The following is a 14,247-nucleotide window of genomic DNA, read 5'->3' on the forward strand; positions in this document are numbered from 1 at the left end:
CTGCGCCGTCTGCGACTGCCCAAGCCGCAGGTGCGGCGCGGGGAGAAGCCCTGACCGCCGAGCGGCACCCCGCACCTGGCGGCGTCACCGTGGGTGGTTGCCCGAGGCTGCGCCTCGGGGCCCGGCTGCGCCGGGCGGGGTGCCTGGGGCCGATTCGCCTGCGGCGAATCCGGGGGCGCGTAGCGGCCCCTGACGGGGCCTCAAGTGTGGGGGTGGTTGGCACGGGCCTACGGCCCGCCATGGGGGCCGTTGACGATATGGCGTGAATGACGGTTGCATCCCCGCCCCTGCGGGGCGGGGCCGTGCCCGGGAGCGTCGTTGACGATGTGGCGCGAATTGCCGGTGAAAGCCCTCCCCTGACGGGGAGGGCGGTATCCCTCGCGGTATCCGTTGACGATATGGCGTGAATTGCATGAGGTAGCACCAACCCCCGGAGCGGGGGCCCCTGGCGGGGCGTCGGGGCTGCGCCCCGGCGACGTCGCTGCGCCGGTGCCGGCGCAGCGCGGGGTGCGACTGTCGCCGCCGGGGGCTCCGGGGCGGCGGGTACCCCCCGGTGGACCCGGACTGGGCCCACTTTGCACTAACTCGCTGCGCCGCCCCCGGGCGCAGGGGGAGGGTGCTGCTGCGGTCCGGGTACGCCCCGGAAGCGGCGCAGCACGGGCCCTTGGAAGCGCACCGGACTGTCACCGGAAAACGCGCCGGGACTGTCACCGCAGCGGCCCCCGGTCGGCGCACGGGACCGCCGTTGGAAACACCCTTGCCGGAGCGCCGAATACTGGGACCGAATGACGGTTGACTGCCGGTCGGAAAACTTCGCCGCGTGCACTGTCGAAACAGGACGGGTTTCCGGACCCACGGAACACCCTGATACGACACCGCGTCCGTCCCCTCCACCGGTCCGGAATTCCCACCTCGAACACCGCTATTCCCGTTCGATCACCGAAACCGAGTCGGTGAGGAATCCTCAGACGCCACAGCACCAGAAAACACAGGGACAAGACCTCGTGGGCAGGGCGCAGCGGCGCGCGCAGCGACGGGCAGGAAATTCCGGGAAAGAGGCGGGCCTTTGACGGGGGTTGGGGCCTGGCGGCCCCTTGGTGGGTGGTGAGGGGTGGCGCCTGCGGCGTCACTGTGGGCGGGGTCGCCTGCCCCCCCCGGGGGTGCGGAGCGGATGTGGGGTGGGGCCTGGCGGCCCTGGGAGTGGGGTGCGGGCCGCGGCTTCGCCGGGCCAGGGGGGCGGGGCAGGGCGGGACGGGGCTCCGGCTGCGCCGGACCGGGGGTGGGGATGGTGCTGTCGTGCTGTCGCGGGCCGGGGCAAGGGGCGGGATCCGGGGTATCCGGGCCGGGAAACGGACGCGACAGGCCTCTGAGCGGGACAGCGGACGCGACAGCACCCGGGCGGGGCCTGCGGCCCCGGGCAAGCCCGCGGACAGGACGGCCACAGGGCTGACAGGGCGGCCGCGGGGCGCGCCGAGGTCAGCGGCGGGCAGACGGGGGGTGAGGACAACGGCGGGCAGCGGGCCGCCGGGGCGCAGCCCGGCGGCGGGCAGCGGCCAGGACGGCGGGCAGACGGGGCCGGGCGCAGCCGGCGCCGGTCCGGCGAGGACACCCCTGCGGGGTGGTACGGACAGGGCGGCGGCCAGGACGTCGAGGACGCCGAGTGGGCCGGGCCCGCAGCGCAGCCCGCGGCGAACGGGACAGCCCGTCCCGGCACCGGAAATACCACCGGAACAGCAGGCGAAAAACACCCCGCCGACCAGGTCGGCCACGATCTGCTCGGAGGTGCGGCGGCTCCCGAAAAATACTCCGGGGTTCCCGCGCCCATTCCCCCGGGTCCGGACCGGCCCAAGCGGGGTCGACGCGGGCCCGACGAACACGGAACGTGAACGGCACACGCGACCGGACCGGCGTCCCGGCACGCCCCGCCGGGCCATCGACGCAGCCCATGCGGGCCTGTGGCGGGCCGAAAACACTCCCAAACCACCACCAGGTCACACACGCAGGCCCCTCGTCGGCCAGAGCTTCGCGTGCAGCACGGTCCTCCCACCACGGATCGTCCGGAGTGGAGACCAGCGAGGCCACCAGCTCGCGCCTGGTCGGAGCAGGCAGTACCAGCCGGGACGACCAACACGGGCGCAGCGCGGCATGCGCCTGCCGGAGGGCCTCCTCGGCCAGTTTCAGCGGCCGGGCCAGGCGACACAGCGGACGGGCGGCGGCAGGCCGGGACGGAGGTCAAGGATGAACAACGGTGCAGCGCGACGACCGGCGACGACGGCCGTACCGGAAGGCCGGTGGCGCGGCGCAGCGAGTGGTGGCGATGGCTAGGGACGGATGGGGGCGAACGCCAGCGGCGACCGTGCGAGTGGCCGCACGCGGCACGACGGACGATGACCTGGGCGGCCATCAGGACCACTGAGCCGCCCACGAGCGTTCCAGGCAGTCTCCGCCAGCCGCGCAGCGGCTAGGGGTGCGGGCCCTGCTGGTCAGCCGGTTGGGCCGAGGCGGCTGAAAGCCCATCGGAGCACCTCCTGGTCGACGCGGGTGCGGCCGGTGCGCTGGAGGGCTGTGTGGGTGTGGGCGGTCAGGCGGGCCCAGTTGCGGAAGTTGCCGTGGGCCGCGTGCTGGTCGGCGAAGGCGATGTCGCCGGGGTCGGCGTCGGCCCAGATGGGGTGGTAGAGCGGGATGACGTCCAGGACCTCTTCGGGGGTGAGGCGGGCGAGGCGTTGCCAGATGAAGATCCTGGAGGAGAGCATCGGTTCCTTGCGCAGGGTCTGGTAGCAGCCTTCTCCGCCCACGAAGACGACGGCGAGCTGGGTGTAGGGGTCGTCCCAGAGGTAGCGGATGTATTCCAGCTGGTCGCTGGAGAGCCATTGGGCCTCGTCCAGGACGAGGGTGCGGGGATGGGCGGCGAGTGCGGTCTTGAGGAGGTGGTCGAACTCGCTGGCGTAGCGCGGGGGCTGGCCTGGTAGTTGGAGGCTGGTGAACAGTTCGTGGCGCACGGCGCGGGTGGTGGGGCGGGCGTGGAAGGTGATGCGGTGGATCTCTTCGCCGGGTTCGAGTTCGCGCAGGCAGCTGGTCACCGCGACGGTCTTGCCGAAGCCGGCGCCGCCGTGGATGCACATCATGGCGCGGGCGGTGATGGTGTCGGCGAGGTTCTCGCGCACGGTGAGCAGCGCGCGGGTGGCCACGAGGCGGGCCTGGGGCAGGGTGACGTACTGGTCGGTGGGTGCGGGTGGCAGGCGGCGGGTCACGGGGTGTCCTGGCGGTCGGTGGGCGGGGTGGGCCGGGGGGCGGTTCTCACGGTGGCGGGGGTGGGCCAGTCGGCTGGTGGCGGGGCGGGCGGGCTCAGGTCCGGCAGGGCCAGCGCGGCGAGGTCGTTCTCGTGGTGGCGGGACAGTTCCCGGGCCGTCTCGGCGGCGGTGGCGGCGTGCAGGCGGTGTGGTGCGGTCGGGGTGGTGGCGGGGGCGAAGCGCTGGTGGCGCAGGTGCTCGGCGGCCTTCGCTTCGGCCCGCAGGCGCTGTGCGCGCCGGGTGCGGGCGCGGCGCAGCGCGTCGAGTTGTTCGGGGGTTGCCTGGTCGGCGAGGTGTGCGGTTCCCAGGCGGCGGCCGGCGGGGTCGCAGATTTCGATCTCGTGGGTGTGGTGGGGCATGAACCGGACCCTGACCTCGCGGCCGGCGTGACCGGTCATCCAGTCGGCGAGGTAGTCGCGGTTCTGGAAGCGCACGCCGTGGCTGGTGATGACACGGGTGCGGGCGTCGCTTTCGAGGGTGAACGACCACAGGTGGTCGGGCGGGATGTCGGTGAGCGGTGTGGGGTCGTGCTGCCAGGCCTCGATCGGGGTGCGGCCCTGCAGGCCGTCGGGGTGATGCTGGGTGTTCCACCAGGTGACGTAGGCCAGGACTTCGGCGGTGAAGTCCTCGAAGGACAGGGCGGGGGCGGTGGGGAGGTGGTCGGGGCGGCGGCGGGGCTGCTTGGTGCGGTAGCCGGGCAGGGCGGCGAACAGCATCCGCGTGGCGCTGCGGTTCAGGTTCTCGATACTGCCCTTCAGGTGGGGGCTGTAGGCGGGCAGGTCGTCCACGGTCGTTCCGAACGCGTCGAAGGCCGCGGTGACGGTACGGGAGAGGAAGTCCTTGCCGCGGTCGATCCGCACGCTCTCCGGCCGGCCGCCGACAGGTCCGTAGGGGCCGGTGCGCAGCACCGCGGAGCGCAGTGCCGCCAGGATCGAGGCACGTGAGGGGGTGCCTGGGGTGACCGCGACGCCGGTGATGGCTTTGGTCGCGCAGTCGATGAACCAGGTGACGTAGGGGCGTACCAGCTGTCCGTCCGCGAGCACGCGCAGCGGGGCCTGGACGTGGTCGCCCTCCCAGACGTGGTTGCGCCACGTTGGGGGGCGTTTGCCGAATACATCGAACGCGCGGGCCGCCTCGGGGCCCTTGCGGTACCCGGCCCGCTCCCCTGCGGTCAGGTCGCGGCGCACCGCGCGCAGGAACGTCGCCAGCGACGGCACCGGATCCAGCACGGGGACGGCGGCAGGTGGCGCGCCGCCAGGGATCGCCGTCCCGGACGGCCGGGGCGGGCCTGGCCGCGGGGTGGCCCCGTCGGACGCGCTATCGGCTCCGGTGACGGCGCCGGTGGCCGAGTGGGCGCGGGCGAGGAGTTCGCGGTGGACCGCGGAGGCGTTGCCGCGCCAGTAGGCCAGCAGCACCCGGACCTCGGGGATGATCTCGAACCGGTCGGCCCGGCGCGCCCCGGGGACGTCGGCCGTGGAGGGTGCGGTGGCGGCGTCGGCCAGCCACCGCCACACCGTCCGGTCGGAGACCTCCAGACACTGCGCCGTGGTGTGGACGTGCGCACGGGTGAGAGCGCCCTCGGCACGCAGGGCGAGCAGACGGCGCACCGCGGGAACGCGCAGGGCCTTCAACGACACGGTGTCCAGAGCGGGCTCGGCCTCGGCTCGCGCAGGCGCCGCGACGGCGGCGGCGCCGTCGGGGGCGGGAGTGTTCACCAGGATCCTTTCCGCGTGCGGCGGCAGGCGGCGCAGTGACGGTCGACGGGGTGACGCGGTGACGGTCAGCACGGCGACGCGGGGGCAGTGGCGCAGCGGCCGGGGTGGCGGGGTCAGGGGTTGGGGCCGAGACGGGAGCACGCCCTGTCCAGCAGGGCGCGATCGGCGCCGCTGCCGGGGCACTGGTCCAGCGCCGCGTAGGCGTGGGAGGTGATCTTCGCCCAGGTCCGGAAGTTCCCCCGCGCGCAGGTCTCGTCCACGTGCAGCAGATCCGCGTCGGCCGCGGTGTGCCACAGCGGATGGAACAGGCGCAGCACAGGAGGGACCTGGGAGGCCTCCAGGCGGGGAACGTGCTGCCAGGTCAGCACCCGCGAAGCCAGCGCCGGGGCCCGGGCCAGCGTGCGCTCGGCGCCGGCCCCGCACAGCACCAGCGACGTCTGCGTGGTCGGGGCGTCCGCCAGCAGGCGCAGATAGTCGAGCTCGGGAGCGGCGATGCGCTGGACATCGTCGACCAGCAGGACGCCCGGAGTCTTGAAGGCGTCGATGAGCGCGCGGTCGGCCGCATCCGTCCGGTTCGTCAGCGCGGTCGCCGGCAGACCGAACGCGGTCAACAGCGCGGCACGCAGCTGCGGCAGGGCCAGCTTCACCGCCACCTGCGCCACGCGGACAGGCACACGGCGCGGCAGCACGCCAAGGGCCCGGTGGACCGCGACCGTCTTGCCCTGCCCCGCATCCCCGTACACGCAGGCGATCCCCCGCGCAGCGACCGTGTGCCCGATGGCCTCCGTCACCCCGCCCAGCTGGCGTGTTGCGACCACGTGAGCGCCGGGAACGTACAACCGCACCCCCAACGGCACGACCCCAGCAGAACCGTCGGGTGTGGTGGCAGGAGCGGGTTCGGCGGAGCGCGGGGCCTGGCCGGTCTCGTCGACCGTGCCCGGCAACGCCAGCTCCGCCAGCGCGCGGTCGTACACCGCCGACTCCACCCGGCCACGCCCAGGCCGAACTCCCTGCAGAACACGGCCGGCTTGCTGTTCCCGGCGCACCGCCCGGTGCAACGTCCCCAACGACGGCGCCAGCCCCGCCGGCTGCTGCCCCGGCCCGCACGCCGCCTGTCCGGTCAGCTCCCGGTGCAGTGCCGCCACGTTCCCGCCCAACTCGGAAAGCCGGGCCCAGAACTCGTCCGTGACCGTGAAAGCGCCACGACGCGCAACCGGTTCCACACGACCCGACCGCCGGGCGATAGCCAGCCAGTTCCACACCGTACGCACCGACACCCCGGCCGACTCGGCAGCGATCCGCGCATGCACCGACGACAACTTCCCCGTCGCGTCCACGTCGAGCAGACGCCTCACCACCACCTGACGCGTCAACGCCCGCTCCCGCGACCGGGACACCGACGGCACCACATCGGCCACGGATACCGGAAAAATCTTCGACGGGGAATCGGTCTGCGCAGGCAAGGCATCGGCGGTCATGAACACCAGCCCACTCCCCCGCCACGGCCACATGCACAGGAATGAGCAACCCCGTGTCAGCCACCACCACGTGTGATAGGCCCAACTCGCGGATCATGGCAGCAGGTTGGTCACCTCATGACAGCAACAACCAGCGAGACCATCAAGCAGAAGCCCCAGCCCAGCAGTCCCCTGCCCCTTGGAAGCCCGTTGCCGCCCAACCCGCTGACACCACCCCACCCACTCACACTGAGCGCCGGCTCTCCGCCTGACCGCCCCTTGACCGCACACCCCCACAGCCCCTCTCATGGAAGGACGGCGGGGAGGTGGTCACGGTGGCCGACGGACCGAACGGCGGACGCGACGTACCGGGAACGGTGATGGCCGTGGTGCTGGCGGTGATCGTGCTCGGCCTGATGCTCTGGGGGGCGACCGCGAACGACGCCCCGCCCGGCCGGTCCGGTTGCACGGCCTCCTGCGACTTGCACTAAGCCTGCGCCTGTCGACCCTCGGCGATGGCCCTTTTGAGCCAAGGCCGTGAAGTTAGGGGCTGATCGGTGTTGTCGAGAGGATGTCGATGCTGATGGTGGCCTTGTGGGTGCGTCGGTCGACGCGGAGGCTCTTGTAGGCGTATCGGGACAGGGGTCGCTTGACGGCGCGGGACTGACACGCAGGCGGCGGGCGGGCATGAGGTGGTCCAGGACCGCTCGTCCGATCGCACCGACCAGATCGATGACGGTGCCGGCGATGACGTTCGCGGCCAGGACAACCTGGTCGCGGGCAGCCTGGAGGGCGATCGAGAAGCCGGCGCGGTCCGGGTCGGCGCCGGCGGTGGCCGTGGTGGCGTCGGCGATGGCGATCCGAATGGCCTGGTAGGCGGTCAGGAGTGCGTGGACCTCCTGCGCGATGCCGGGCATGGTGCGGGCCCGCAGGACCCGGCGTCCCAACATGGTTTTCTTGATTGCGAAGTAGGCGGACTCGACCTCCCAGCGTTCGTGGTAGAGCCTGACCAGCTCGAGCGCGGGGTGGGTGCGGTGGTCGAGCAGGGTGGTCGCCAGGCGGTAGACGCCGGTGTGCCGGCCGGCCGTGGTGGCGATCGTGATCTCGCACTCGACGATGCGGACCTCCAGCGCGCCGATGCAGGACAGGAACGAGCCGTCCGCGAAGCGCCGCAGGACGGGCGGCTTGCGTGTGGCGGTGAGGCGGGCCAGGAAGTCGGCACCGGTGGCGGCGGTGTGTTCGAGGAAGTTGTTGGAGGCGAAGCCGCGGTCCAGCAGCACGATCATCCCGGGCCCCAGTGATCGCAGCAGACGCCGGCCGTAGGTGGTCTCGCCTGTGGTGCGCGGTCCGAAGGCGGCGTCCAGGACGGCGCGGGTGCCGCAGGAGACCAGGGCAGTCAAGCAGATCTGCGGGTAGCCGGCGGTGTTGAACCGGTTCGATCCCTTGCCCAGGTGGGCGTGGGTGGCCGGGGCGTCGGGGACGTCGAGGTAGGTGCCGTCGATGGCCACGACCAGCAGCCCGGCCCAGCGGGCTCCGGTGGTGCGAATCGCGCTCGCCGGCCCTCGCAGCGGGTCGAACAGGGCGTGCAGCGGGCGTGCTCCGAGGCGGCACCGGGCATGCCACAACGCGGTCGCGGTGATCTTCGGTATCGGCAGGCCACCCAAGCCGCCGGTGAGTTTGGGCCACACCGCCGGGTAGCCGCACTCCTCGAACAGCGCGGCCGTCAGCAGCAGATACACGACGACCCGGGCGGGCAGCTTCCGCAGCCGCTCCTGTACGGCTCCGCACTCGGCGAGCACCACGTCGACCATGTCGAAGGGCACAATCTGGGTCAACTCTCCCAGATGGCCCGGCGCGTAGATGCCTTCGGCCACCGAGATATCGCGGGTGATGACACACTGGCTGGACAGCGGAGCTCCCAAAGTTGAACGGCTCGTCTTGGCAGACGTCGTTCTACCGGGGCTCCGCTTCTTGCGTCAGACGTTCACGCAGATCAGGCCCCATGTACGTGCCCACCTCGACCCGTAACTTCATGGCCTTGGCCAAAAAGCCCCCGGGCAAGAAGCCCCCGGCCTCGCCCGCGACGCCCTCCGGCTCGTCAACGCCCTCACCCTCGCCGACCGGCCCATGCTCCCCGAAGACATCGCCCGCGTCCTCAGCTGGCCCGTCAAACGGGTCGACGACGCCACCGCCCACGCCCTCGCACACCGCGCCATCGGCGGCGCCGTAGCCCTATGAGGCGAACCGGGCGGCTACCTCGGCACCACACCACGCCTGGACCTGCTCGTCACAAGCCAGCAAACCCAACTGATCGCACCCCACGACAACGACGACACCCAACCCACCCGCTACCAACGCGACCCCCTCGCCCCCACCGAAGCCGAAACCCTCCTGACCATCTGGCACACCGGCGACACCGACCACACCAACCCATCCCAGGACCACGCGATCAGCGGCCTCATCAACGCCGGACTCATCACCCAGCCAGGCAACCTCACCCTCGCCCTGACCGACGACGTCCTCTACAGCCTCAACCTGGCCGTCAACACCGAGACGCTCTCAATCGAGGAACCCGGCGCGCCCCACACCGAGTGACGTGGATGTCCAACACCGTGCCACCCGATGTCCAAAGCCACTGACATCTCGACGTCCAACGACAGGCGCGGACGGTTACGCCGGACGCGCAGGACAACCCCGGCCCGTCGCAGGCGCGAACCCCGAACCGAACCACCCCACCACCCAAGACATAGGGACAAGGGAAGGGGTTGTCGGCGTTTGCCGGCCGCCCGGAACGGGCCCTGACGTGCGCCGGACGCCGAACCGGACGGGACCGGCGAGCACCCACCGGGCGTCCCGCCGCACGACTGACTGGACGCCCTGCCGTGCGGCCCACCGCACGCAGGACGGACACCGGCAAGACCGGGTGGTTTGGTGGCGGTCGTGGTTTGTCACGTGATGCTTGCCGGACTCCGGCGGGGGTGGGGCGTGTTGGGTGGTCGTCTGCGGTGTCGGGTGGGCGGGGGGTCAGCGGGGGCGGGCGGTGGTGGGGGTGAGGTGGCGGGCCAGGGTGTCGAGGGCGGCGGACACCTCGTGCAGCAGCGGTTCGTTCGGGGCGGTGCCGTCGGGGGTGGTGAGGGCTGCGGTGAGGGCGTCGTCGATGGTTGTGGAGCGTACGTCCTTGACCCGGGCGGAGGGGCGGGTGGTGGCGCGGACGAGTCGGCGGCGGCGGTCGGCGGGGTCGGGTTCGGTGTCGACCGAGCCTGCCTCGGCCAGGCGGGCGACGGCGGTGGAGACCTGACTCTGGGGCAGGCCGGTGCGGGTGGCGATCTCCCCGATGGTCGTGCCGGGGTGTGCCAGGACGTCGTCGAGGGTGACCAGGACCGAGCGGACCGAGCCGCCGGCCGCCGTCTGTGTCTGTGGCTGTGGCATGGCCTGTTCGCCGATCTTCATCAGGGTGCGGCCCAGGAGGAACAGCTCGACTCCGTTCATGCCCCAAGAGTACATCGAAACAGATGCATCTATCTTGATATATCTGCTTCGATTCTTTACTGTCGTGGTGCCGGGCGCCGACACCGCCGGCAACCGACCAAAGGGGGAAACCAGCATGGCCACCAGCCGGACCGCAGCCACCGTCCGCACACTCGCCGTCCCCGGCGCCACACTCCACTACCAGGTCCAAGGCACCGGCCCGACACTGCTGCTCTCGCAGAGCGGCGAAGGCGACGCGGACCGAACCGTCGACCTCGTCCCGCACCTCGCCGACACCTTCACCGTCGTCACCTACGACCGCCGCGGCCTGTCACGCAGCATCCTCGACAACCCCGCCGCCCCAATGACCATGGCCCACCACGCCGACGACGTCGTGCGACTGCTCGCCGAAGTGACCCACGAACCGGCACTGATGGCCGGGTTCAGCATGGGCGCCGCGATCGGCCTGCACGTCGCCGCCCGGCACCCGGGCACACTGGACACACTCATCGCCCACGAACCCGTCATGCCCAACCTGCTGCCCCCAGACGGCCGGGCCGAACACATCGCGGAACTGACGGCCATCCGCACCGCCTACCTCGACGGGGGCACCACAGCCGCCCTCCCCGCGATCACCCGACACCTCGGGATCGACCCGGCACACGACCGGACCGAGAACAACCTCACCCCCCAGCCCCTCACACCCCGCCGGCTCGCCAACTTCGGATTCTTCATCGGCACGGAGTTCCCCGCCGTCACCACCGACGACCTCACCCCGGCCGAGATCACAACAGCCGCAACAGCCACCGGCGCAGCCCGGATCATCCCCGCCACCGGCGAGGACACCCGGCCGACCGTCCACACCCACCGCTGCGCACACGCACTCGCCAAACTCCTGCACACAAAGCCCGCCGCCTTCCCCGGCGGCCACAACGGAAACACCACACACCCACACGCCACCGCACAGACACTCAAGACCATCCTCGGACGATGACACGGTCCGGTGAGCCACAAAAACCCGGGAAGCGGAAAACCAAACCCCGCACCGACTCCCAAACCACCCACACCCCAGCCAAAACCCAGCCAAGACCAAACCAGAGCCGAGCCAGGGCCAGGGCCAGGCCAGACACCCTCCCAACCGCAACAACCCCCGGAACACAGCGACACAGCGCAGCCTGGCGTTGCGCCCGACGGCGGCCGCCACCAGGCGGACGTGAAGAGAAAGGCCGAGCGCAGCGGGGCGACGGCGGCCAGGGCGGCCCCGTCTCCGGGGGCGAGCCTGCGGCACCGCCATGGATGCCCAGGACGACCCAAGGCGGGATGGGGCGGGACGACTCCGGGAGGCCGGGGCAGGACCGGAGGGACGGCCCGGGCAGCCGACTCCGGCCCGTCAGAGCCGGGCTCTCTGCACACTGTGCAGAGAGCTGTCGCCGCCTGGCACCGGCTTGCGCGACCCCACGCCCACCTGCGGACCACCTTGCCGTAAGTCTCCCGGGGGAACGGCACAACCACCCGTCCAGCCCACCCCCTCATAGCCGGGGTCCGGCCCCGGCAGCCGGCCGGAGACGGACCAGGACGCGGCATACGGAGCAACACGAGCGGCAGTAGCCACCCGCGGCCGGCAGACCGAACAGCGGCCCCTCGGTCCGCCGAGGAAGACGCGGGCGGACCTCACGGTGGACCACCAAGGCCCACCGCCGAGCGGACGGGCGATCAGAGCAGCACGGCACCCGCACGGAGGCGAAGCTGGCAACGGCAGGCCGGAGCAGGCATTGCGCAGCGAGCGAACCGGCGGGCCGGACCGGACACCGGACGACGGAAGGAGCAGCCCCGCGCGGGGCGCCGAGAGCGAGCCGGGCGGGCGCGGGCGCGGGCGGGTCAAGCGAGCGCCGAGGACAGCCGGAAAACCCCCGGTGACACAACCCCGAAACCACCATGCCTGAAAGGCCCAGCCCCGGGCCATGGCATGGGCACAACGGACACGGAACGTGACCGAAAGGGGGGCGCGGACACGGCCCCCGGCCACCCCGCAGCACCGCGCACCGGTCCAGACCGGTAAGAACATGTCGCTCCGGAACGTCTGGAACACCCGGCTGCAGCCACCACACCCGCGGCCCTTCGCCGGGCAGAGCATCGCCCGGCACGCCCGCACCTCCGACCACGGGCCATCCGGGGTGGGAGGTGCGGCCATCAGCTCCCGATTGGACGGGGCCGGCAGCAGCAACCCGGCCCAAGTCGGAGGCGACGCAGCCCTGTTCGCGGGCGGGCCGCCGTTCCATCGAAGGCTTGCCACAAGAGGTTGCCGACCGGCAGCAGGCCCAGCGCCTCTTCCAGGGCCCTGAGGACCGACCGGGCCAGATCCCACGCGACGCCCGTAGCCAAGGGCCTGGCTCTCGAAAAATCTTAGATCGGGCGGTAAACGCCGGGGCGCGGCTCGTACTCGCCACCAACCGGTGGCCGCCAAGGCGTCCCGACCGGGATCCGCCGATGGCGGGACACGCCGGAAAGGTACGCCGCCATGACGGACCCCGTGACCCTGATACTGCTCGGCACCGCGCCCGCGGTGCTGAAGGTCGCCGACACCCTCGCCCGGAGCCTGCTGCTGCGCGCCCGTGTCGAACTGGCCAAGGCTCAGGCCGGCGCGCGGGCCCAGGACGACAAGCCCGCCGACGGCGCACAGTGACCGAGAGAGCTGCTGCACGGAGTGCAATGCCACGGCCACGATGCCATTCGAGACCGCCTACGAGCTGTCCTATCGTCCGCTGGTTCTGTCTGTCCGTCAGCGCGGGCCACCGAGTGGAGGCTGTCCGACCAGGACATCGACGTCGAGGCACTCGTCCAGGACACATCCGAGCAGGCTTGAACGTCTGGCACACCATCACGACCCCCACCCGGTTCGCCACAGACAGCACCGGCAGCGCGACAAGCCGTCCGCAGCCGCCTCGGCCGCGGCTCCCTCCGGTCCCGGGCGCAGGCCGCGAAGTCCATCGGCGCCTGGCGGGCCCCGGACGGCCGGATCGGCTTCAGGACCGGGCTGGACGGGAGCGTGGTGGGGGCGTCGGGGTGTGGGGTCCTGACCTGCTAATATTCTTCTTGTCGCGAGGGAGATGATCTCTCGTCAGGCGTCAGTGGTGCTACCAGAGCACGTCCTACTTTCAGTAGGAAGAGTCCGTGCGACCCGGGCCTGGCGCTCCATGGTCGGGCGAGGTCCGGCACCTGTACAGGGGCCGGGCCTCGTCCGTTTTTGCGGGTCGGGCGGCGGCCGTCGGCGGTGGTCGGCTTCCGGTGCCGGTACGGGGCCTCGCCCGGAGGCGCTGTCACGTACGTCCCGGGGTGATTGCGCTCAGCACTTCAGGTGGGCGCTGGTGGTTGCCTGGTTGATTCCCTGGAAGTCGTTGATCCAGAATTGCACGTCGGATTCGGTGGGGTGGGCCGTGCCGCAGCTCTGGTTGAACGGGTAGTCGATCGACCCGCCGGTGTTGGTCAGGTGCACGCGACCGAAGGACGGGCTGTCGAACGGGTGCTTCTCGAAGGCCCAGTGGGAACCCTTGATTCCGACGAACGAGAACCCCCTGGCATGGTCGGGCAGGTCGCGGAACTCGACGGTGAGGAACACCAGGGGCCCTTCGGTGTGGATCCGGGTGCCGGTGATCTGGATCCGGCAGAGGTCCGCGACGCCGGGGAGCCTGGCGGGGAGCTGGGTGCAGATCTGGGCGAGCCACGCGCGGGCGACGCCCACCTCCCCGTGGAAGCAGTTCACGATGACCGTCCAGCTGCCGGCGTTGGCTTCGGCGCAGGCCTCCTCGGGTGTCTGGGTGGGGGCTTGGGCGACCACGCCCGGTGCGGCTTCGAGTGTGGCGCTCTGCGCGACGGCCGCTCCCGTGGTCTGGAGACCCACCAGTGCCACAACGGCCGCTGCGGGCACCGTGAGAGAGCGCCAAGGGCGAGGAATCTTCATCGGAAGTCCTCCAATTGTGCATGGTGGATCGCGGGGAATACCCGGCTTCGCGCAGGAATTCCTCACTCTCCGTCAAGAAGAGGCTTCGTACAGAAACAACGCTAGCGACTGCACTATTGAGTGGCAATTGCAGAAGATTCAACAGCGCCGGGCAGACGGCGGGTACGGGGAACGGCGTGAGGGCCCGGCTCCGCGCGATATGCGCGGGGCCGGGCCCTCACGGGTCACCCCGGTGGCACCTGTCCGCCCCCGGGGCACGGGGGGAGACCGACGGTGCCGGCTTTAGTACCAGTGGTGGGTCTGCCAGAACGCCCAGGCGGCGTTCGGGCTGCCGTAGCGGGAGTTCATGTAGTCGTAGG

8 protein-coding genes are annotated in these 14,247 nt (G+C 71.5%); 2 read left to right on the forward strand and 6 right to left on the reverse strand.

All coding sequences use genetic code 11. The features are described from left to right. Positions 1-2,483: 2,483 nt before the first annotated feature. The 5 genes from ABTY56_RS37905 to ABTY56_RS37925 form a co-directional block, all read right to left on the reverse strand. Positions 2,484-3,251 (reverse strand): AAA family ATPase, encoded by a 768-nt coding sequence (locus ABTY56_RS37905; protein WP_350634248.1) that lies wholly within the window; start codon positions 3,249-3,251, stop codon positions 2,484-2,486. Next, the gene (locus tag ABTY56_RS37910; protein WP_350634249.1) at positions 3,248-5,005 is read right to left on the reverse strand and encodes a TnsB C-terminal domain-containing protein; all 1,758 of its coding nucleotides are present in this window, start codon (positions 5,003-5,005) and stop codon (positions 3,248-3,250) included. Before ABTY56_RS37910 ends, ABTY56_RS37905 begins: the two co-directional genes overlap by 4 nt. 113 nt (positions 5,006-5,118) lie before the next feature. Next, positions 5,119-6,483 (reverse strand): AAA family ATPase, encoded by a 1,365-nt coding sequence (locus tag ABTY56_RS37915; RefSeq protein WP_350634255.1) that lies wholly within the window; start codon positions 6,481-6,483, stop codon positions 5,119-5,121. A gap of 284 nt (positions 6,484-6,767) precedes the next feature. Next, complete coding sequence (locus tag ABTY56_RS37920) at positions 6,768-8,336, reverse strand: IS4 family transposase (protein ID WP_350634250.1); 1,569 nt, start codon at positions 8,334-8,336, stop codon at positions 6,768-6,770. Positions 8,337-9,486: 1,150 nt separating this feature from the next. After that, positions 9,487-9,951, reverse strand: coding sequence for a MarR family transcriptional regulator (locus ABTY56_RS37925; protein WP_350634251.1), 465 nt, complete (start codon positions 9,949-9,951; stop codon positions 9,487-9,489). Between the two features lie 115 nt (positions 9,952-10,066). Here ABTY56_RS37925 and ABTY56_RS37930 point away from each other — a divergent pair, with 115 nt between their 5' ends. Both ABTY56_RS37930 and ABTY56_RS37935 read left to right on the forward strand, forming a co-directional pair. Further along, positions 10,067-10,924, forward strand: coding sequence for an alpha/beta fold hydrolase (locus ABTY56_RS37930; protein WP_350634252.1), 858 nt, complete (start codon positions 10,067-10,069; stop codon positions 10,922-10,924). A 1,524-nt stretch (positions 10,925-12,448) separates the two neighbouring features. Continuing rightward, positions 12,449-12,613, forward strand: a complete 165-nt coding sequence (locus ABTY56_RS37935) for a hypothetical protein (RefSeq protein WP_350634253.1) — start codon at positions 12,449-12,451, stop codon at positions 12,611-12,613. Positions 12,614-13,273: 660 nt separating this feature from the next. Here the strand turns inward: ABTY56_RS37935 and ABTY56_RS37940 are convergent. Further along, entirely contained in the window at positions 13,274-13,828 is a 555-nt protein-coding gene (locus ABTY56_RS37940; protein ID WP_350634254.1) for a hypothetical protein, read from the reverse strand. Positions 13,829-14,247: the final 419 nt, after the last annotated feature.

Origin of the sequence: Kitasatospora sp. NPDC097691, assembly GCF_040302665.1 — a bacterium.
GTDB lineage: Bacteria > Actinomycetota > Actinomycetes > Streptomycetales > Streptomycetaceae > Kitasatospora.

What these genes read in the sequence shown, in the direction of transcription:
- ABTY56_RS37915 (WP_350634255.1), bottom strand. Translation starts at nt 6,483, where the DNA reads ATGACCGCCGATGCCTTGCCTGCGCAGACCGATTCCCCGTCGAAGATT.
- ABTY56_RS37925 (WP_350634251.1), bottom strand. Translation starts at nt 9,951, where the DNA reads ATGAACGGAGTCGAGCTGTTCCTCCTGGGCCGCACCCTGATGAAGATC.
- ABTY56_RS37930 (WP_350634252.1), top strand. Translation starts at nt 10,067, where the DNA reads ATGGCCACCAGCCGGACCGCAGCCACCGTCCGCACACTCGCCGTCCCC.
- ABTY56_RS37935 (WP_350634253.1), top strand. Translation starts at nt 12,449, where the DNA reads ATGACGGACCCCGTGACCCTGATACTGCTCGGCACCGCGCCCGCGGTG.